Below are 18,905 nucleotides of genomic sequence, written 5' to 3' on the forward strand. Positions count from 1 at the left end.
CTTACTGCCTTTTATTAATGACCTCGATGGTGCTGGCAACAACACCCTCCAGTGACTGATCGATATCAACCACTAAGACGTCTTTCTCGTCTTCACCCGGCTCCTGCAGCGCTTCGAACTGCGTTACCAGCATCTGGGTTTTGAAGAAGTGACCTTTGCGCGCCTTCAGGCGGCTTTCAATCACCTCGAAATCCCCTTTCAGGTAGATGAAAGAGAGGTTCGGATTGCCGTCACGCAGCAGATCGCGGTAGGTTTTTTTCAGCGCGGAGCAGACGATCAGGGAGACTTTATTGGTGCGCTGCATCGCGAACGCGGCGTCGTTCAGCGCCTGCAACCACGGTTTGCGGTCGTCGTCGTTCAGCGGCTCGCCGGAGGCCATTTTCATGATGTTGCTGCGCGGATGGAGGAAGTCGCCATCAAGAAACGCAGCCTGGAGTTGATGCGCCACTTCGCTGGCCACGGCTGATTTCCCGCTACCGGAAACGCCCATCAGGACGTAGACGTGGTGATCGTGATTAGTCGTGCTCAAAGGGTGTCCCTCAGTCAATTGTTACGGGTAACAGTTATCGGTAACATTGTCCTGCCGGGGCAAAAGAGAAGCAATATCCAAACGTGCGCGAAGTGAATAAGTGTGAGCTACTTCAAATTTGTCAGTTCAAATAGATCCACCCGGTGACAAGGTGAAACCTAAATCTAACATTTTCGGCGTAACCGTCTCGCCACGAATGCGCGCCAGCAGGCGTTCTGCGCCAATGCGGCCCATACGTTCACGCGGCGTCAGGACGCTCGCCAGACGCGGCTCCATCACCTGACCGATGTCATGGCCGTGGAAACCGGCGATCGCCATATCATCAGGGATCTTCAGCCCCAGACGCTGGCACTCAAACGCTGCGCCGACCGCAAGGTCATCGTTGGTACAGAAAATACCGTCCAGTTGCGGATACTCGCGTCGCGCCTGACGCATCAGCTCAATACCCGACGTATAGGAAGAGGACTGCTCCACCATCACGCTGTAAGGGGTTAAGTTCGCGTCGAGCATCGCCTGCTCGTATCCCTTCTGTTTGATGATAGTACGTTCATCAAGACGCGCACCCAGATAGGCGATATGACGATGCCCGCGGGCGATAATGGCCGCCGTCATCTGGCGCGCCGCTTCGAAGTTATCAAAGCCGACGGCGATGTCGAGGCACGGCGACTGGCTGTCCATCAGCTCCACGACCGGAATACCGGCCACTTCAATCATTTTGAGCGTGCGGGCAGTGTGGGTTCGTTCGGTTAAAATCAGGCCGTCAATGTTCCAGGAAAGCATCGATTCAAGACGTTCCTCTTCGAGTTCCGGCTTGTACCCGTAGTGGGCGAGCATGGTCTGGTAGCCAAACGCATCGGTGACGCTTTCAATTCCACGTAATACTTCGGCGAAAACCTGGTTGGTCAAAGAAGGAAGCAGAACGCCCACCGCGCGGCTGGTCGCATTCGAGAGAATATCGGGCGCGCGGTTGGGGATATAACCCAGTTCATCAAGGGCAGCGGCAATCTTGCCACGTAACGCCACGGAAACCTGTTCCGGGTTACGTAAAAAACGGCTGACCGTCATTTTGGTCACACCGACGCGATCGGCGACATCCTGAAGTACGGGGCGTTTCTTTTTCATCGTCCTGAGAAATCTTGAAGTGAGAGATTTGCTCAGTTTACCACGGACAAAGCCCATCCTTCCCCTGTCAAAGGGAAGGATGGGGATTTATTTATGTTTTATTACACCGGCGGCAGGTCAAACAGCAGAATTTCGCTTTCGCTGTCGGCATGCACGGAGATCGCCTGCTCATCCCAGATGGCCAGACCATCGGCGGTTGTCGCTTTGGTGCCGTTGATGGACACCTCCCCTTTCACCACCTGGATCCAGACGCGGCGGTTAGCGGCAATCTGATGCACGGACTGTTCATCTTTCGCCAGCGCCCAGCGGTACAGCTCCATATCCTGATGCACTTTCAGGGAACCTTCACGCGCATCCGGGGAGAGCACCAGCTGTTTACCCTGTTTGGCGTCGAAGCGGCGCTGCTCGTAGCGCGGCGTGATGCCGGTCTCTTCTGGAATGATCCAGATTTGATACAGGTGCAGTTTTTCCGTTTTGCTTGGGTTGTACTCAGAGTGACGCACCCCGGTACCCGCGCTCATAATCTGGAACTCGCCCGCCGGAACCTGCTCTTTGTTGCCCATGCTGTCCTGGTGTTCAACCGCGCCTTCCAGCACATAGGTCAGGATTTCCATGTCTTTGTGCGGGTGGGTACCAAAGCCCTGGCCTGCATCAATCACGTCGTCGTTAATCACCCGCAGTGCGGAGAAGCCCATGAAGTTCGGGTCGTAGTAGTCGGCAAACGAGAATGAATGCCATGAGTCCAGCCAGCCATGATTCGCGTGACCACGTTCGTTTGCTTTGCGTAAGTAGATCATTGTTTTCACCCTCAGTTCGTTTCGATGGAGTAAGTGTGGACGCAAACGGCCTGGGATCATAGGGGGTGAAAATTGACTCCTCTGTTCAAAAATTGTGAACAAGTGCAGAGGAGCCGTTTTTGCTTATTTTGCGAGGGTTACCGTGGCAGGAGAAGCCTGTTCGAAGGCCCGCTCAAGGATTTCGAGGTTGGTCAGAACGTCAGATTCCTTGACGTAATTCGCCGTGCCGTTTGTGAGGGTCTCAAACAGCGCATCATAGACGCGGCCATAGTCGCCGGTTTCCGGCTTCAGCGTTTCTTTGACCGTCACGCCCTCATCGTTCACATACTCCAGCACGCCCACGGAATCGTCCGCCGCAAAGCCTGGTTCACCGGGCATGATATTGGCCTTCAGGCTGGTCTCCTGCTGGTCGATACCGTATTTGATAAACGAACCTTTAGTGCCGTGAACGATAAATTTCGGGTAGTCGATCTTCACCAGGTGGCTGGTTTTGACGATGGCCTTCAGGTCGCCGTAGAAAAGCTGGGCTTCGAAGGTATCGTCCGGGTTGGCTTTATTGCGCAGGCTGCGAATGTCATACGCCACGTGGTCCGGGCGGCCAAACAGGGAGATGATCTGGTCCATGGTATGCACCCCCAGACCATAGAATGAACCATCCTGCGGCAGTCCGGGTTGGGTTTCCGCCACCGGACGGTAGTAATCGAAGTGGCTTTCTATCTCCACAATGTCGCCGAGCTTGCCGCTTTCAATCGCTTTTTTTGCCGTCAGGAAGCAGCTGTCAAAGCGACGGTTCTGGTACGGCGTGACGGTCAGGCCTTTACTTTTCGCCAGCGCGAACAGCGCTTTCGCTTCGGCGATGGTCGGGGTGAACGGCTTTTCTACCAGCACGTTTTTACCCGCATTGAGCGCGCGTTTCGCATAGTCAAAATGGCTGTCGGCGTGGGTGCAGACAACCACCAGCGTGACCTGCGGATCGTTAAGCACCTCATCGAGATCGCTGGTGAAATGGATGTGGGAGTACTGCGGAGACTGCTCCTCCGGCTTCGCGCGGCGGCGGTAGATATGGGCCACATGCCAGCTATCTTTACGGTTGAGGACATACGGCAGGTGATAGCGGGTGGTGCTTTTACCAAATCCAATAAATGCACAGTGTAGTGTCATGGCTCAGTCCTTTTGGAAGGTTACTGAGTCTAACCATAACAAAAAAAAAGCCAGCTAAAAGCTGGCTAAAGTAATACTGGAAGCAATGTGAGCAATGTCGTGCTTTCAGGTTCCCGTAGCGGTCTTCCTGAATGCAGAGCAATAATAATCATTCTCATTCGCACTTGTCCAATACTTTTTGCAAAAAATAGCGGTTGACTCAAATTTTAAAGTCATTGATGTTGGAAGGGCCTTTTAACTGACTGAGGAACAAGGAATGAGTGAGATAGTGATACGCCACATCGAACCCAGCGATGCAGAAGCTTTACGTGACATCATGTCGCATCCTGATGTGTATCACGACACGCTACAGCTCCCTCATCCTTCTATGGAAATGTGGCACGAACGCGTTGCGACAAAACCAGGCCGGCGCCATCTCGTTGCCTGTCTGGACCAGCGCGTTATTGGACATATGGCACTGGACGTAATGGAAAACCCGCGTCGCAGCCATGTTGCCACATTCGGCATCAGCGTGGCTGCGGATATGCAGGGACGCGGCGTAGGCCGCAGGCTCATGAGCGAGATGATCAACCTGTGTGACAACTGGTTGCGTATTGAACGTATCGAACTGACGGTCTTTGCCGATAACCCCTCGGCAGTTGCCCTCTATAAAAATTTTGGTTTTGAAATCGAAGGAACCGGCAAGAAATTTGCCCTGCGCAACGGCGAATATGTGGACGCGTATTATATGGCGAGAATGAAGTAATGATTTGCCGGGTGGCGGCTTCGCCTTACCCGGCCTACGTTCGTGCAGTTGTAGGCCCGGTAAGCGCAGCGCCACCGGGCAATACATCAATACCCCGCCGTCAAATCATCCACCGAACGCGGGTCTGATGCGCCAAACAGCGCTCCGTCCGGCCCCACCATAATGCTCTGGGTGCTGCCCATCGCCTCTTTCACCGCCACCTTCTGCCCACGCTGCTCAAGCAGTTTAATGGTGTCCGGGCTAAAGCCCTTCTCGACGCGCAGCTCGTCCGGCAGCCACTGGTGGTGGAAACGCGGGGCGTTAGTCGCTTCGGCGACGTTCATCCCAAAGTCGATGCTGTTCACCACCATCTGCAATACGGTGGTGATAATCCGGCTGCCGCCCGGGCTACCGGTTACCAGCCAGGTTTTGCCCTCTTTTACCACGATGGTGGGCGACATGGACGACAGCGGACGTTTCTTCGGCCCTACCGCGTTCGCATCGCCGCCGACCAGCCCGTAGACGTTCGGCACGCCCGGCTTGGCGGAGAAGTCATCCATCTCGTTGTTCAGCAGAATGCCGCTGTTGCCCGCCACAATCCCGGTGCCGAAGGTGGTGTTGAGCGTATAGGTCACCGCCACCGCGTTACCGTCTTTATCCACCACCGAGAAGTGGGTGGTCTGGTTGCTTTCATACGGCGCCAGCTTGCCGGGACGGATCTCGCTCGACGGCTTGGCCTTGTTGATGTCGATCTGATCGGCAATTGATTTGGCGTACGCCTTGTTGGTCAGCGCCTGCCACGGTACCTTCACGAAGTCCGGATCGCCGAGATATTCCGAGCGGTCAGCGTAGGCGCGTTTTTCCGCCTCCGCCATTATCTGCATGGCATCCGCGCTGCCGAAGCCGAACTTGTGCATATCGAAGTTTTCAAGAATGTTGAGGATCTGCACGATGTGAATGCCCCCGGAAGACGGCGGCGGCATGGAGAAGACCTCGTACCCGCGGTAGGTGCCGCTAATCGGCTCGCGCTCCACCGCCTTGTAGTCCGCCAGATCCGCTTTGGTGATGAGCCCGCCGTTCTTCTGCATCTCTTCCGCAATCTGGTCGGCAATCGCCCCTTTGTAGAAGGCGTCCGGACCGTGCTCCGCAATAAGCTCAAGGCTTTTGGCAAGGTTCTTCTGCACCAGCTTATCGCCCTTCTTCAGCGGTTCACCGTCTTTCCAGAAGATCGCCTTGCTGTTTTCGTGATTCGGGATGACTTCGCTGCCGTAGGTTTTGAGGTCGTCTGCCAGGGCGTCATTCACCACAAAGCCCTCCCGCGCCAGCTTGATAGCAGGCTGCACCACCTTGTTCAGCGGCATCGTGCCGTATTTTTCCAGCGCCAGCGAGAAGCCCGCAACGGTGCCCGGCGTGCCGGAGGCCAGATGCGAGGTCAGGGATTTTTTACTGTCCGGGTTGCCCTGGTCATCGAGGAACATGTCCCGTGACGCCTGAGAAGGCGCCATTTCACGGAAGTCGATGGCGGTGGTTTTCCCGTCTTTGGTGCGCAGCATCATAAAGCCGCCGCCGCCCAGGTTCCCCGCCTGCGGGTGCGTCACCGCCAGCGCATAGCCGACGGCGACCGCCGCATCCACCGCGTTACCGCCCTGCCTGAGAATATCGACGCCCACGCGGGTCGCCAGCGCATCCACCGACGCCACCATGCCGTGGGTTGCCCGCACGGGATGAAAGACATCTTCCTCCACGCCGTAAGAGACCGGAGGCGCCGCGGGCGGGTTGGCCGCCACGCTAAATGTACCGCCTGCCATCAGCGCGGCGAGGGCGACCCAGCGCAAAAACGTTGGTTTCATCATTATTGTTCTCCAGGTGAAGGGATCCATATTCCCCGCTTAAGCCTGGTTCACAACTCCTAAAAAATCATCGTCATGGTGAAATCAGGGTAAACTTAAGAGAGACCTCAAAAGGAGGAAATGACAATGAAACGCTTATTGATTCTTACGGCGCTGATCCCCTTTGCCGCGCTCGCACAGCCACTCAATACGATGAACAACCCTAACCAGCAGGGTTATGTCATCCCGAGCCAGCAGCGTATGCAGACCGAGATGATGAGCCAGCAACAGCAGCAAAAAGGGATGCTGAATCAGCAGCTGAGAACGCAGACTCAGATGCAGCAGCAAAGCCTGCAAAATCAGATGAACGCCAACACCCAGCGCGTGCAGCAGGGGCAGGTTCGCGAGCAGCCGCTGCCGAACAAAAATGGCGGAATGTTAGGTGGAATGACCTCGTCAGCCAGCGGACAGCAGCATATGCTGCCGCCGCAGTCGAATGGCAGTATGCTTAATCCGCAGAACTAAAGTCCGGGCCGATCAGGTCAATCGCATCGGTACAGATGCTGTCCACGCCCCAGCGCAGCAGTTCGGCTGCACGCTGGGGTTTATTGACGGTGTAAACCAGAATATGCAGTCCCGCGTCTTTTAGCATCTTCACCCGCGCCTCATCCAGCAGCTTGTGATTAAGATGAATAGAGACACACGCTAAGCGCGTCGTCAGCTCGCGCCAGTCCTCGCGCCACTCGTCCAGCAATAGCCCGCGCGGCAATTCCGGCACGGCCGCCTGCGCCGCCTCCAGCGCATCGATTTCAAATGATGACAGCAGCGGCGCGGTCATCCCTTCCCACAGCTCGCGCGCGGCCAGGGCAATGACTTTGCCGGTCAGCGGCCCGGTGCCGGTGGTCGGTTTGATTTCGATATTGGCCATCATGCCGTGCTGGCGACAGCGGTCGGCCACTTCCGCCAGCAGCGGCAGCGGTTCGCCTTTGAATTCGCCGCTGTACCAGCTTCCGGCGTCGACTTTCAGCAGATCGCGCCACGGCAGCTCGCCCGCCACGCCCCAGCCGTTGCTGGTGCGTTCGAGGTTATCGTCATGCAGCAGGAAAATCTCGCCGTCTTTCGACAGCTTGGCGTCGAACTCGATCATGGTGTGGCCGTAACGCGCGCCAACATCAATCGCCGCCAGGGTGTTCTCCGGCGCCAGTTTACCGCCGCCGCGGTGGGCGACGACGTGGGGATAAGGCCAGTTGCTCATACTCGTTGTCCTGTTTCACCGTCAAAAAGGTGCAGATGATTTTCCGGCAGGTGCAGCCACAGCGTGCTGCCTGCTTTCGGGCGCTCCTGATGCGCCAGACGCACCACCATCTTTTGCTCGCCCCAGCGCCCGTGCGCCAGGTTATCTGCACCTAACATCTCCAGCGTGTCCATCACCAGCGGCACGCCGCCTTCCGCCTGAGAGGTTAAACCGATATGTTCCGGGCGGATACCGAGCGTCATCTTACGCCCGGCGTAGCCACGATAGTACCAGTTGATCGGCAATGCCATCCCGCTTTCCAGCTCAAAGTGCGTGCCCGTGCTGCTGATGCGCCCTTCCAGCAGGTTCATCGCCGGGCTGCCGATAAAGCTCGCCACAAAGCGGGTGGCCGGTTTCTCATAGACTTCCACGGGGGTACCAATCTGCTCGGCAACGCCTTTGTTCATCACCATCACGCGCTGGGCGAGGGTCATGGCCTCAACCTGATCGTGGGTAACGTACAGTGACGTGGTTTTCAGACGACGGTGCAGCTGCTGCAGCTCAAGACGCATCTGCACGCGCAGCTTGGCGTCGAGGTTAGAGAGCGGCTCATCGAACAGGAATACCGCCGGATCGCGCACGATGGCGCGCCCCATCGCCACGCGCTGGCGTTGGCCGCCGGAGAGTTCGCGCGGGCGGCGCTTGAGCAGGCCGTCCAGCTCCAGAATGCGCGCCGCTTCTTTCACGCGCTCCTCGATATGGCCTTTGCCCATGCCGCGGATTTTCAGCCCCCAGGCCATGTTCTCCTCCACGCTCATGTGCGGGTAGAGGGCGTAGTTCTGGAACACCATCGCGATGCCCCTGTCTTTCGGCTCCATCTCGGTGACGCGCTGGCGGTCAATCCAGATATCCCCGGACGTCACGCGCTCCAGCCCCGCCACCATGCGCAGCAGCGTAGATTTGCCGCAGCCGGACGGGCCGACCATCACGATAAACTCCCCGTCCGCCACGTCGAGCGTGAGCGGCTGAATCACCTGGGTTTTGCCGTCCCAGCTTTTGGTTACTGCCTGAAGTTTTAAACCTGCCATCTTATTTCTCGCTATCGACCAGGCCGCGGACAAACGCGCGCTGCATGGCTAAAACAATGACTACGGGTGGGATGAGGGTGAGCAGCATCGCCGCCATCACCTGGTTCCAGAGGGTGGTGCCTTCGCCGGTGGCAATCATGCCTTTGATGCCCGCCACGGCGGTGCCGAGATTGACGTCCTGAATAATCAGCAGCGGCCACAGGTACTGGTTCCAGCCGTAGATAAAGGTGATCACAAACAGCGCCGCAAGGTTGGTTTTCGACAGCGGCAGCACGATGTCACGGAAGAAGCGCATCGGCGAGGCGCCGTCGATGCGCGCGGCTTCAATCAGCTCGTCCGGCAGGGTCATAAAGAACTGGCGGAACAGGAAGGTGGCGGTCGCCGAGGCCATCAGCGGCAGGGTTAGGCCCGCGTAGCTGTCGAGCATCTTCAGGTTGGCGATCACTTCCACCGTCGGGAAGATACGCACCTCCACCGGCAGCATCAGGGTAATGAAGATCATCCAGAAGAAGAGGTTGCGCAGCGGAAAGCGGAACCAGACGATGGCGAAGGCCGAGAGCATCGACACCGTAATTTTGCCGACCGTAATGCCGAACGCCATGATGAAGCTGTTGAGCATCATCAGCCAGAACGGCGCGCTGTTGGCGCCCACGCCCTGGGTCCAGATGGTCTTCATGTTCTCGAACAGATGCGTGCCTGGGATCAGCGTCATCGGCGTATCGAACACCGCTTTGGTGTCCAGCGTGGCGGCGACAAAGGCCACGTACAGCGGGAACAGGATGACGATGATCCCCAGAATCAGCATGGTGTGGCTGAAAATCGTCAGCCCGCGACGGTTCTCAATCATTGGTAGCGCACCTTACTTTCAACATAGCGGAACTGCACCACCGTGAGGATGATGACGAGGAACATCAGCACCACCGACTGCGCGGCGGAGGCCGAGAGATCCAGCCCGGCGAAGCCTTCGCGGTAGATTTTATAAATCAGCGTGGTGGTCGCCTGCACCGGACCGCCTGCGGTCGCCGCATCGATCACCGGGAAGGTGTCGAAGAAGGCGTAGACGAGGTTAACCACCAGCAGGAAGAAGCTCACCGGGGCAATCAGCGGCAGCGACAGCCTGAAGAAGCGACGAATCGGCCCTGCGCCGTCAATGGCGGCGGCCTCCACCAGCGAACGCGGGATGGACTGCAGCGCGGCAAAGAAGAACAGGAAGTTGTAGCTGATCTGCTTCCACACCGAGGCGAACACCACCAGGAACATGGCCTGGCCGCTGTTCTGGGCGTGGTTCCAGTCGTAGCCGAACTCTGCCAGGAAATGGGTAATCAACCCGCGGCCGGGGTTAAACAGGAAAATCCATAGCACGGCGGCGACGGCGGGTGCCACGGCGTACGGCAGCAGCATCAGGGTCTGATACAGGCGGCTGCCGCGCACCACATAGTCCACCAGCGCGGCGAAAAACAGCGAGGCAACAAGGCCGCTGACGGTCACCAGCGCGCTGAACCTGATCGTCGTCCAGAAGGCGTCCAGGTAGTAGCTGTCATGGAACAGCGCGGTAAAGTTGTCCAGCCCGACAAACTGGCTGGAGAGCCCAAACGGATCGACGCTTTGTACCGAGTACCACAGCGCTTCGCCCGCAGGCCAGATAAAGAAGATAACGGTGATGACCAGCTGAGGCGCGACCAGCAGGTACGGCAGCCAGCGGGAACGGAACACCGGACGGGATGATGACATTGAGATTGGGTTCCTGAGCAATGCCGGGTGGCGGCTACGCCTTACCCGGCCTACATGGGGCACATCGTAGGCCCGGATCGCTACGCGTCACCGGGCGAATCACGGATTACGATTTCGTCGACTGCTCAAAGCGGCGCAGCAGCTGATTCCCGCGCTCTACCGCGGAATCCAGCGCCTGCTGTGGCGTTTTCTTCCCGGTCCAGACGCTTTCCAGCTCTTCATCCACGATGGTGCGGATCTGCGGCATGTTGCCCAGACGCAGGCCTTTGGTGAACGGCAACGGCGGCTTGTTCAGCATCTGACGCGTCGCGATATCCGCGCCCGGGTTCTTGCTGTAGAAGCCCTGCTCGCGGGTCAGGTCATACGCGGCTTTGGTGATCGGCAGGTAGCCGGTCTTCTGGTGCCATTCGGCCGCGTTTTCAGGCTTGGCCAGGAAGTCGAGGAACTCGGCTACGCCTTTATAGGTGCCCTTGTCTTTACCCTGCATCACCCACAGGCTCGCCCCGCCGATGATGGCGTTCTGCGGCGCGCCCTTCACGTCAGCGTCGTACGGCATCATGCCCACGCCGTAGTTGAATTTGGCGTAGTGACGAATATCCGCCAGCGAGCCGGACGAGGCGGTGGTAATGGCGCAGTCGCCGTTGTAGAACTTCTCGGTGGATTCGTCTTTACGCCCGAAGTAGCTGAAGTCGCCCTTCTTGTTCAGTGCTTCCAGCAGCGCGATGTGCTTCACCTGCTCCGGCTTGTTGAACTCCAGTACCGCGTCGGTGCCGTCGAAGCCGTTGTTTTTGGTCGCCACCGGCAGGCCGTGCCAGGCGCTGAAGTTTTCGATCTGGATCCAGCCCTGCCAGCCGCTGGCGTAGCCGCACTTCATTCCCGCCGCTTTCAGCTTCGCGGTGTATTCGGCCAGGTCCTGCCAGTTTTTTGGCGGCTGCTCCGGGTCTAAACCGGCTTTCTTGAAGGCGTCTTTGTTGTAGTACAGCACCGGCGTGGAGCTGTTAAACGGCTGAGACAGCAGATGTCCGGTTTTGGAATCGGTGTAGTAACCCGCTACGGTTGGCACGAACTGGGATTCATCGAAGTTAATACCCGCTTCTTTGAACACTTCATAGACCGGCTTGATGGCTTTGGAGGCCATCATGGTGGCGGTGCCCACTTCATAAACCTGTAACAGTGCAGGCGCGTTGCCGGTACGGAAGGCGGCGATGCCCGCGCTCAGGCTCTGCTCGTAGTTGCCTTTGTACACCGGCACAATTTTGTAATCCGGATGGGTGTCGTTGAAACGCTGCGCCAGGGAGTCAACTTCTTTACCCAACTCCCCTTCCATGGAATGCCAGAACGGAATGGTCGTCACAGCCATTGCGTTCGTCGCAAAAGCCAGACCCAGTGCCAGACCCAAAGCTGTGTGTCGTAACGATGTCATTGTCATCTCTCTTATTGTGCCGGATGCGCGATATCACGCGTTTTATGCTCGCGAGGTAACATGACATGCTCGAATGACAGAAAAATAACTGTTTGTTTACAGATAAGTGACAGCAAAGGGTCAGGGGGATGATGGTTGTGTGAAGGGGTGTAGTGGTTAAAAAAGCCGGGTGGCGGCTACGCCTTACCCGGCCTGGTCGATCCCTGTAGGCCCGGTAAGCGCAGCGCCACCGGGCGATACAGACGGCTCAGCCGCCCAGGTAAGCGCTCCGCACCGCTTCGTTCGCCAGCAGTGCGTCTCCGGTATCCTCAAGCACCACGCGGCCGTTCTCCAGCACGTAGCCACGGTCAGCCAGCTTCAGCGCCTGGTTGGCGTTCTGCTCAACGAGGAAGATGGTCATCCCCTCTTTACGCAGCTGCTCAATGGTGTCGAAGATCTGCTGGATGATGATCGGCGCCAGGCCGAGCGACGGCTCATCCAGCAGCAGCAGGCGCGGCTGGCTCATCAGCGCGCGGCCGATCGCCAGCATCTGCTGTTCACCGCCGGACATGGTGCCCGCACGCTGGATGCGACGCTCCCACAGGCGCGGGAAGAGTTCGTACACCCACTTGATGCGGGTCTGGTATTCATCGCGATGGGCGAAGAAGCCGCCCATCGCCAGGTTCTCTTCCACCGTCATACGCGAGAACACGCGACGCCCTTCCGGAACAATCGCCACCGCCTCGCGCATGATTCTGGCGGTCTGCCAGTCGGTAATGTCTTTGCCGTCAAACACAATCCGCCCGCTGGTGGCGCGCGGGTCACCGCACAGGGTGCCGAGCAGCGTGGTCTTACCCGCGCCGTTGGCGCCAATCAGGGTGACGATTTCACCCTGGTTGATATGCAGGCTGACGTCGTGCAGCGCCTGGATCTTGCCGTAGTGCGCATTGACCTTGTCGAACGTTAACATCGCTTTTTCCATCTTATGCCTCACCCAGGTATGCGCGGATCACGTCCGGGTTGTTGCGGATCTCTTCCGGCGTGCCGTTTGCCAGCGGCGTGCCCTGGTTGACCACGTAGATACGGTCGGAAATGCCCATCACCAGCTTCATGTCATGCTCAATCAGCAGAATGGTGGTGTCGTGGTGATCGCGCAGCTCGGCAATCAGCTCGTCCAGCTCTTTGGTCTCTTTCGGGTTGAGCCCTGCCGCCGGTTCGTCGAGCATCAGGATCTCCGGCTGGGTCACCATGCAGCGCACAATCTCCAGGCGACGCTGGTCGCCGTAGGCCAGGTTGCTCGCCTGACGGTTGGCGTGCTGCAGCAGGCCAATTCGGTCAAGCCAGGTGGCGGCGCGGTCAAGCGCTTCATCCTGCGCGCGGCGGAAGGCCGGGGTTTTCAGCAGGCCGGAGAACAGCCCGGTTTTCAGCTGCTGATGCTGTGCCACCAGCAGGTTCTCAATCACCGTCATCTCGCGGAACAGACGCACGTGCTGGAAGGTACGCACCACGCCCATGCGGGCAATCTGCTGGCCCGGCAGCCCTTCAAGATGCTGATCGCGCAGCATGATGGTGCCGCCCGTCGGCTTGTAGAAGCCGGTCAGGCAGTTAAAGACCGTGGTTTTCCCCGCACCGTTCGGGCCAATCAGGGAGACAATCTCTTTCTTGTGCAGATCCAGATTCACGTTGTTGACCGCCAGCAGGCCGCCAAAACGCATCATCAGACCGTTAACGGATAATAATGGCTGACTCATGCCTGCTCTCCTTTCGCTTGCCCGTTCTTCAGCTTCAGCTGTGGACGGGTCATCGGCAGCAAGCCCTGCGGACGCCAGATCATCATCAGCACCATCAAACCACCCAGCATTAACATGCTGTATTCGTTAAAGTCGCGCATCAGCTCGCGCGAGACCACCAGCAGGATGGCCGCCAGGATAACGGCGAACTGCGAGCCCATCCCGCCCAGCACCACAATCGCCAGCACAAAGGCGGATTCGGCAAAGGTGAACGATTCCGGGCTGACGAAGCCCTGACGCGCGGCAAACAGCGTCCCGGCGAAACCGGCAAACGCGGCGCTGATGGTAAACGCGGTCAGCTTGATGCGGGTCGGGTTCAGGCCCAGGGAGCGGCAGGCGATCTCATCTTCGCGCAGCGCTTCCCACGCGCGGCCCAGCGGCATGCGCAGCAGGCGGTTAATCACGAACAGGGTGATGACCACCAGCAGCAGCGCCACCAGATAGAGCCAGATGACGCGGTCGGACGGGTCATACTTCACGCCGAAGAAGTTACTGAAGGTGTCCCAGCCGCCTTCGCGGGCGGTGCGGCTGAACTCCAGGCCGAAGAAGGTCGGTTTCGGGATCTGGCTGATGCCGTTCGGGCCGCCGGTCACTTCGGTGTTGTTCAGCAGCAGGATACGGACGATTTCACCGAAGCCTAAGGTCACAATCGCCAGGTAGTCACCGCGCAGTCGCAGTACCGGGAAACCGAGCAGGAAGCCTGCGGCGGCAGAGACCAGCCCCGCCAGCGGCAGGCAGGTCCAGAAGCCGAGCCCGTAATAGTGGTTCAGCAGCGCGAAGGTGTAGGCGCCGATGGCGTAGAAGCCGCCGTAGCCCAGCACCAGCAGGCCTGAGAGCCCCACCACCACGTTCAGACCGAGACCGAGGATCACGTAGATCATGGTCAGGGTAGCGATATCCACGGTTCCACGAGACACCACGAACGGCCACGCCACGGCAGCCACCAGCAGCGCCACGAGGAACAGCTTCTGCTTAACGGTAGACCCGTCGATGGCCGGCAGGACGAATTTCGGCCCGGAGATGTTTTTCAGCGACTTCTGGAACAGCGGACGCAGCAGCTGGAACAGGAACACGACGGCGGTACCGATAAACACCCACTGCCAGCGGATGTCGGGGGCGGTATCCACCACCAGTTTGGTGCCATTCAGCTCAAGCTGGACGCCCATAAAGACGCCCGCCAGCACGAAGAACATGGCGGCAGAGAGCAGCGCCATTGCAAAATGCATCGGTTTCATACTTTCTCTACCTCCGGACGGCCCAGAATACCGGTAGGCATGACCAGCAGAACCAGAATCAGCAGGGCAAACGACACCACGTCTTTATATTCCGTGCTCAGGTACGCCGAAGAGAGCGCTTCCGCCACGCCCAGGATCAGGCCGCCAATCATCGCGCCCGGAATACTGCCGATACCGCCCAGCACCGCCGCGGTAAAAGCTTTCATCCCGGCCATAAAGCCGATGTACGGGTTGATCACGCCGTAGAACTGGCCGAGCAGCACGCCTGCGACGGCAGCCATCGCGGCGCCAATCACGAAGGTCAGGGCAATCACGCGGTCGGTGTTGATGCCGAGCAGGCTCGCCATCTTCAGGTCTTCTGCGCACGCGCGGCAGGCGCGCCCCATCCGCGAGTAGCGGATGAACAGCGTCAGGGCCAGCATCGCAATAAAGGTCACGACCCAGATAACCAGCTGCATGGTGGTGATAGAGGCTGCGAAGTTTTCGCTGGCTCCCACAATCCACTGGCCGTTAAACAGGCTTGGCAGCGCCACGTCGCGCGAGCCTTCGGTCAGGCTGACGTAGTTTTGCAGGAAGATCGACATCCCGATGGCGGAAATCAGCGCAATCAGACGCTTGGAGCTGCGCACCGGCCGGTAGGCCACGCGCTCGATGCTCCAGCCGTAGGCGCTGGCAATCACAATCGCGCCGACAAACCCGGCGGCGACCAACAGCCAGCTGCTGTCGATGCCCATCATCATCAGGGCGGCGATAATCATAAAGGAGACATAGCTACCGATCATGTAGACCTCGCCGTGGGCGAAGTTGATCATGCCGATAATGCCGTAAACCATCGTATAGCCGATGGCGATCAGCGCGTAGGTGCTTCCCAGCGTGACGCCGTTAAACATCTGCTGCAGGAAATAGAGAAACTGCTCGGACATATGCAAACCTTTTTATACCCGCCCGTCATGCCGGGCGGTGGGATAATTATTTGGCGGCCGAAGACGAACCGTCGGCGTGCCACTTAAAGACACCAAACTCAAATCCCTTCAGATCGCCTTTCTCATCCCAGTTCAGCGGCCCAATCACGGTGTTCGCCCCGTGTGCTTTTAAATCTTTCACCAGATCCAGCGGTTCTTTGCTGCCGGTACGATCCAGCGCGGTGGCCAGAGACTGTACGGCGGCATAGGTGATCCAGACGTACGGACCACTCGGATCTTTCTTCTGCGCCTTGAGCGCATCCACGATAGCCTTGTTGGCCGGATCCTGGTCATAGCGTTTTGGCATCGTCACCAGCATGCCTTCGGCTGAATCCCCGGCGATGTTGGACAGGGAGGCATTGCCCACGCCCTCTGGCCCCATAAACTGAGTTTTCAGACCGGTGGCGCGCGCCTGACGCAGCATCTGCCCCATCTCCGGGTAGTAGCCGCCGTAGTAAACAAAGTCGATATTCTCTTTTTGCAGACGGGCGATCAGCGCGGAGAAGTCTTTCTCACCGGCGGTAATGCCGTCGAAGAAGACGATGTTCGCGCCGCCTTTTTTCAGGCCGTCCTGAACGGAGCGCGCCAGGCCTTCGCCGTACTGCTGCTTGTCATGAATAATGGCGATACGCTGCGGCTTGACGGTTTCAAGGATGTATTTGGCGGCGGTAGGCCCCTGAGAGGAGTCCAGACCGGCGGTGCGCATGATGTGCTGGTAGCCGCGCTGGGTCAGCTCAGGGTTAGTGGCGCCAGGGGTGATCATCAGAATGCCTTCGTCTTCGTAGATGTCAGACGCGGGCTGGGTGGACGATGAGCACAGGTGGCCGATCACATACTGGATGCCATCGTTGACGATTTTGTTGGCGACCGCGACGGCCTGTTTCGGATCGCAGGCGTCGTCATATTCCACGCCCACCAGCTTGTCGCCTTTGATGCCGCCCTTAGCGTTGATGTCTTTGATGGCCTGGCGCGCACCGTTGAACTCCATGTCACCCCACTGGGCAACAGGGCCGGACATCGCACCCACTACCGCAACTTTTATGTCTTCCGCCATGGCGGCATGCGAGATCGACAGTGCGACCATCCCCGCGATTAACGTCTTCGCGTTCCTTTTCATCTCTGAATCCCCATTCGTGATGTCGTGTTTATATTTTGTTTTATTATGGTTAAAAAGCATTCTGTACTTTTAATGAACAACGCTATTTTTACCAGTGCCTTTAATGGTTTAGCGCAGGTTTTTGTCAAAAACCAGACTAAAATCTCTATTTTTCAGGCGATTAAGCAAAGATAATATTCTGAAATCAGGCAGAGATAAACAAATAAAAGTGCAGTTTGCAGCATAAAATAACGGTACAAAGCGCCGAATAAATCACTGCCATTCAGGTTAAAATCCTGCTTATTTTTCGATCCATGTGTTTTCAAACTGCCCAACGCGCTGCCAAAAAACTAATCACCTGGCAAACGGCGATAAAAAGAGGAAGCCGCTGAGCGAATAAATTGAGTACACTGCCTCTACTCAATTTGATTTGGACAAGCAGCTAATGAAACTGACTATCGTGCGTCTGGTGACCTTTAGCGACCAGGATCATATCGACCTGGGCAAGATCTGGCCGGAATATTCCCCTTCGTCGCTGGCCGTCGACGAAAATCACCGTATCTATGCCGCGCGCTTTAACGAGCGTCTTCTGGCCGCCGTTCGCGTAACGCTGAGCGGCACGGAAGGGGCGCTGGACTCGCTGCGCGTGCGTGACGTGACCCGCCGTCGCGGCGTGGGGCAGTATTTAATTGAAGAAGTGCTCCGCGAAAACCCGGGCGTGACCTCATGGTGGATGGCCGACGTGGGCGTGGAAGACCGCGGCGTGATGGCGGCGTTTATGCAGGCGTTAGGGTTTACGGCGCAGGAGAGCGGGTGGGAGAAGCGCTAAAAGAAAGCCGGGTGGCGGCTGCGCCTTGCCCGGCCTACAATTTCTACCGCATTTTCCCAAGCATTTCGTGTTGCAGGAAGGCGGCAAGTTATGAAATCCCCGGGAGCTTACATAAGTAAGTGGCCGGGGTTGAATAACGCAGCCAACGCACCTGCGGCGCGAAAGGCGACGGGAAAATTATTTGGCGTCTGTCGCCGTGCCGTTCGCATGCCAGTCAAACACGCCGAACTCGAAGCCCTTCAGGTCGCCCTTCGTGTCCCAGGAGAGAGGCCCCATAACGGTTTCGACGGTGTTCGCTTTCAGCCAGGTGGCAATCTCAGCCGGATCGGCTGACTGGTTCAGGCCCGCCTGCAGCGACTGCAGCGCCGCGTAGGTGGTCCAGACGAACGCGCCGCTTGGATCCTGTTTCTTCGCCTTGATGGCATCTACGATAGGTTTGTTCGCAGGGACCTGGTCGTAGTTCTTCGGTTTGGTCACCAGCAGGCCTTCGGCGGATTCACCCGCGATGTTAGACAGAGAAACGTTCGCCACCCCTTCCGGGCCCATGAACTGGGTTTTCAGACCGGCCGCGCGCGCCTGGCGCAGGATCTGGCCCATTTCCGGGTGGTAGCCGCCGTAGTAAACAAAGTCGATATTCTCTTTCTTCAGACGCGCAACCAGCGTGGAAAAGTCTTTCTCACCGGCGGTGATCCCGTCGAAGAACACCACGTCGGCATTGGCTTTCTTAAGGTTGTCCTGCACTGAACGCGCCAGACCTTCACCGTACTGCTGCTTGTCATGAACAATGGCAATGCGTTTCGGCTTCACTTTTTCAACGATGTATTTCGCCGCGGTTGGGCCCTGGTCAGAGTCCAGACCGGTGGTGCGCAGGGTCAGCTTGTAACCGCGTGCGGTCAGCTCTGGTGCGGTCGCCGCCGGGGTGATCATCAGAATACCTTCGTCTTCGTAGATGTCAGACGCCGGCTGGGTAGAGGAAGAGCACAGGTGACCGATAACGTATTTGATCCCGTCGTTCACCACTTTGTTCGCGACCGCGACCGCCTGTTTCGGGTCACAGGCATCATCATATTTTACGATCTGCAGTTTTTCGCCCTTGATACCGCCCTTAGCGTTAATGTCTGCAACCGCCTGTTCTGCGCCAGTAAACTCCTGGTCGCCGTACTGCGCTACCGGACCGGACATGGCACCAACCACAGCCACTTTGATGTCTGCCTGCGCCATGGTGCTGAATGCCAACGCGATACATCCTGCCAGTAACGCTTTACCCTTCATGTTCATCCTGAGATTCCCCATTATTATGGTTATTACGATTGTTGTGATGTTGTTGTGCAGCGCTTTATTTCAGTTATAGGTGTGCTGTTCGCGCTTTTTCAGCA

The 18,905-nt window shown here is 57.8% G+C and carries 19 protein-coding genes; 3 read left to right on the forward strand and 16 right to left on the reverse strand.

What is annotated here, in order from left to right; translation table 11 throughout:
• Window position 1: 1 nt before the first annotated feature.
• The 4 genes from gntK to AA74_RS0108550 all read right to left on the reverse strand — a co-directional run bounded on the left by gntK (window position 2) and on the right by AA74_RS0108550 (window position 3,609).
• Window positions 2-529 (reverse strand): gluconokinase, encoded by a 528-nt coding sequence (gene gntK, locus AA74_RS0108535; protein WP_008503362.1) that lies wholly within the window; start codon window positions 527-529, stop codon window positions 2-4.
• Window positions 530-655: 126 nt separating this feature from the next.
• Entirely contained in the window at window positions 656-1,651 is a 996-nt protein-coding gene (gene gntR / locus AA74_RS0108540; protein ID WP_021242747.1) for a gluconate operon transcriptional repressor GntR, read from the reverse strand.
• Window positions 1,652-1,752: 101 nt separating this feature from the next.
• A complete protein-coding gene (locus tag AA74_RS0108545; RefSeq protein ID WP_008503360.1) occupies window positions 1,753-2,448 on the reverse strand; it encodes a pirin family protein in 696 nt (231 codons plus the stop codon).
• A 123-nt stretch (window positions 2,449-2,571) separates the two neighbouring features.
• On the reverse strand, window positions 2,572-3,609 hold the full coding sequence (locus AA74_RS0108550; RefSeq protein WP_025912208.1) for an oxidoreductase: 1,038 nt from the start codon (window positions 3,607-3,609) through the stop codon (window positions 2,572-2,574).
• Window positions 3,610-3,865: 256 nt separating this feature from the next.
• Here AA74_RS0108550 and yhhY point away from each other — a divergent pair, with 256 nt between their 5' ends.
• A complete protein-coding gene (yhhY, locus tag AA74_RS0108555; RefSeq protein WP_008503358.1) occupies window positions 3,866-4,354 on the forward strand; it encodes an N-acetyltransferase in 489 nt (162 codons plus the stop codon).
• 86 nt (window positions 4,355-4,440) lie between these two features.
• Here the strand turns inward: yhhY and ggt are convergent, their stop codons facing one another.
• Window positions 4,441-6,186 (reverse strand): gamma-glutamyltransferase, encoded by a 1,746-nt coding sequence (gene ggt / locus AA74_RS0108560; protein WP_021242743.1) that lies wholly within the window; start codon window positions 6,184-6,186, stop codon window positions 4,441-4,443.
• 123 nt (window positions 6,187-6,309) lie between these two features.
• Here ggt and AA74_RS0108565 point away from each other — a divergent pair, with 123 nt between their 5' ends.
• A complete protein-coding gene (locus tag AA74_RS0108565) occupies window positions 6,310-6,687 on the forward strand; it encodes a DUF2756 family protein (RefSeq protein ID WP_025912210.1) in 378 nt (125 codons plus the stop codon).
• Here the strand turns inward: AA74_RS0108565 and ugpQ are convergent.
• The 10 genes from ugpQ to livK form a co-directional block, all read right to left on the reverse strand.
• A complete protein-coding gene (gene ugpQ / locus AA74_RS0108570) occupies window positions 6,671-7,417 on the reverse strand; it encodes a glycerophosphodiester phosphodiesterase (RefSeq protein ID WP_021242741.1) in 747 nt (248 codons plus the stop codon). The genes AA74_RS0108565 and ugpQ overlap by 17 nt on opposite strands.
• Window positions 7,414-8,484 carry a sn-glycerol-3-phosphate import ATP-binding protein UgpC gene (locus tag AA74_RS0108575; protein WP_008503354.1) on the reverse strand — a complete coding sequence of 357 codons (1,071 nt, stop codon included), beginning with the start codon at window positions 8,482-8,484 and terminating at the stop codon, window positions 7,414-7,416. Before AA74_RS0108575 ends, ugpQ begins: the two co-directional genes overlap by 4 nt.
• Window position 8,485: 1 nt before the next feature.
• Window positions 8,486-9,331 carry a sn-glycerol-3-phosphate ABC transporter permease UgpE gene (ugpE, locus tag AA74_RS0108580; RefSeq protein ID WP_013099125.1) on the reverse strand — a complete coding sequence of 282 codons (846 nt, stop codon included), beginning with the start codon at window positions 9,329-9,331 and terminating at the stop codon, window positions 8,486-8,488.
• Entirely contained in the window at window positions 9,328-10,215 is an 888-nt protein-coding gene (gene ugpA / locus AA74_RS0108585; RefSeq protein ID WP_008503352.1) for a sn-glycerol-3-phosphate ABC transporter permease UgpA, read from the reverse strand. Before ugpA ends, ugpE begins: the two co-directional genes overlap by 4 nt.
• Window positions 10,216-10,321: 106 nt before the next feature.
• On the reverse strand, window positions 10,322-11,638 hold the full coding sequence (ugpB, locus tag AA74_RS0108590; protein WP_025912211.1) for a sn-glycerol-3-phosphate ABC transporter substrate-binding protein UgpB: 1,317 nt from the start codon (window positions 11,636-11,638) through the stop codon (window positions 10,322-10,324).
• A gap of 247 nt (window positions 11,639-11,885) precedes the next feature.
• Window positions 11,886-12,599 (reverse strand): high-affinity branched-chain amino acid ABC transporter ATP-binding protein LivF, encoded by a 714-nt coding sequence (gene livF / locus AA74_RS0108595; RefSeq protein WP_008500102.1) that lies wholly within the window; start codon window positions 12,597-12,599, stop codon window positions 11,886-11,888.
• A gap of 1 nt (window position 12,600) precedes the next feature.
• Complete coding sequence (livG, locus tag AA74_RS0108600) at window positions 12,601-13,368, reverse strand: high-affinity branched-chain amino acid ABC transporter ATP-binding protein LivG (RefSeq protein ID WP_008500101.1); 768 nt, start codon at window positions 13,366-13,368, stop codon at window positions 12,601-12,603.
• A complete protein-coding gene (livM, locus tag AA74_RS0108605) occupies window positions 13,365-14,642 on the reverse strand; it encodes a branched chain amino acid ABC transporter permease LivM (protein WP_025912212.1) in 1,278 nt (425 codons plus the stop codon). The genes livG and livM overlap by 4 nt, the downstream gene beginning before the upstream one ends.
• Window positions 14,639-15,565 (reverse strand): high-affinity branched-chain amino acid ABC transporter permease LivH, encoded by a 927-nt coding sequence (livH, locus tag AA74_RS0108610; RefSeq protein ID WP_008500099.1) that lies wholly within the window; start codon window positions 15,563-15,565, stop codon window positions 14,639-14,641. The genes livM and livH overlap by 4 nt, the downstream gene beginning before the upstream one ends.
• A gap of 46 nt (window positions 15,566-15,611) precedes the next feature.
• Window positions 15,612-16,721 (reverse strand): high-affinity branched-chain amino acid ABC transporter substrate-binding protein LivK, encoded by a 1,110-nt coding sequence (gene livK / locus AA74_RS0108615; protein WP_008500098.1) that lies wholly within the window; start codon window positions 16,719-16,721, stop codon window positions 15,612-15,614.
• A 424-nt stretch (window positions 16,722-17,145) separates the two neighbouring features.
• On the opposite strand from livK, the gene panM reads away from it, so the two are divergent.
• Entirely contained in the window at window positions 17,146-17,529 is a 384-nt protein-coding gene (gene panM / locus AA74_RS0108620) for an aspartate 1-decarboxylase autocleavage activator PanM (protein ID WP_008500097.1), read from the forward strand.
• Window positions 17,530-17,706: 177 nt separating this feature from the next.
• On the opposite strand, the gene livJ is transcribed toward panM, so the two are convergent.
• The gene (gene livJ, locus AA74_RS0108625; RefSeq protein ID WP_021242735.1) at window positions 17,707-18,807 is read right to left on the reverse strand and encodes a branched chain amino acid ABC transporter substrate-binding protein LivJ; all 1,101 of its coding nucleotides are present in this window, start codon (window positions 18,805-18,807) and stop codon (window positions 17,707-17,709) included.
• Window positions 18,808-18,905: the final 98 nt, after the last annotated feature.

The organism is Enterobacter sp. 5-4 (assembly GCF_000612205.1).
Classification (GTDB): Bacteria; Pseudomonadota; Gammaproteobacteria; order Enterobacterales; family Enterobacteriaceae; genus Enterobacter; species Enterobacter roggenkampii.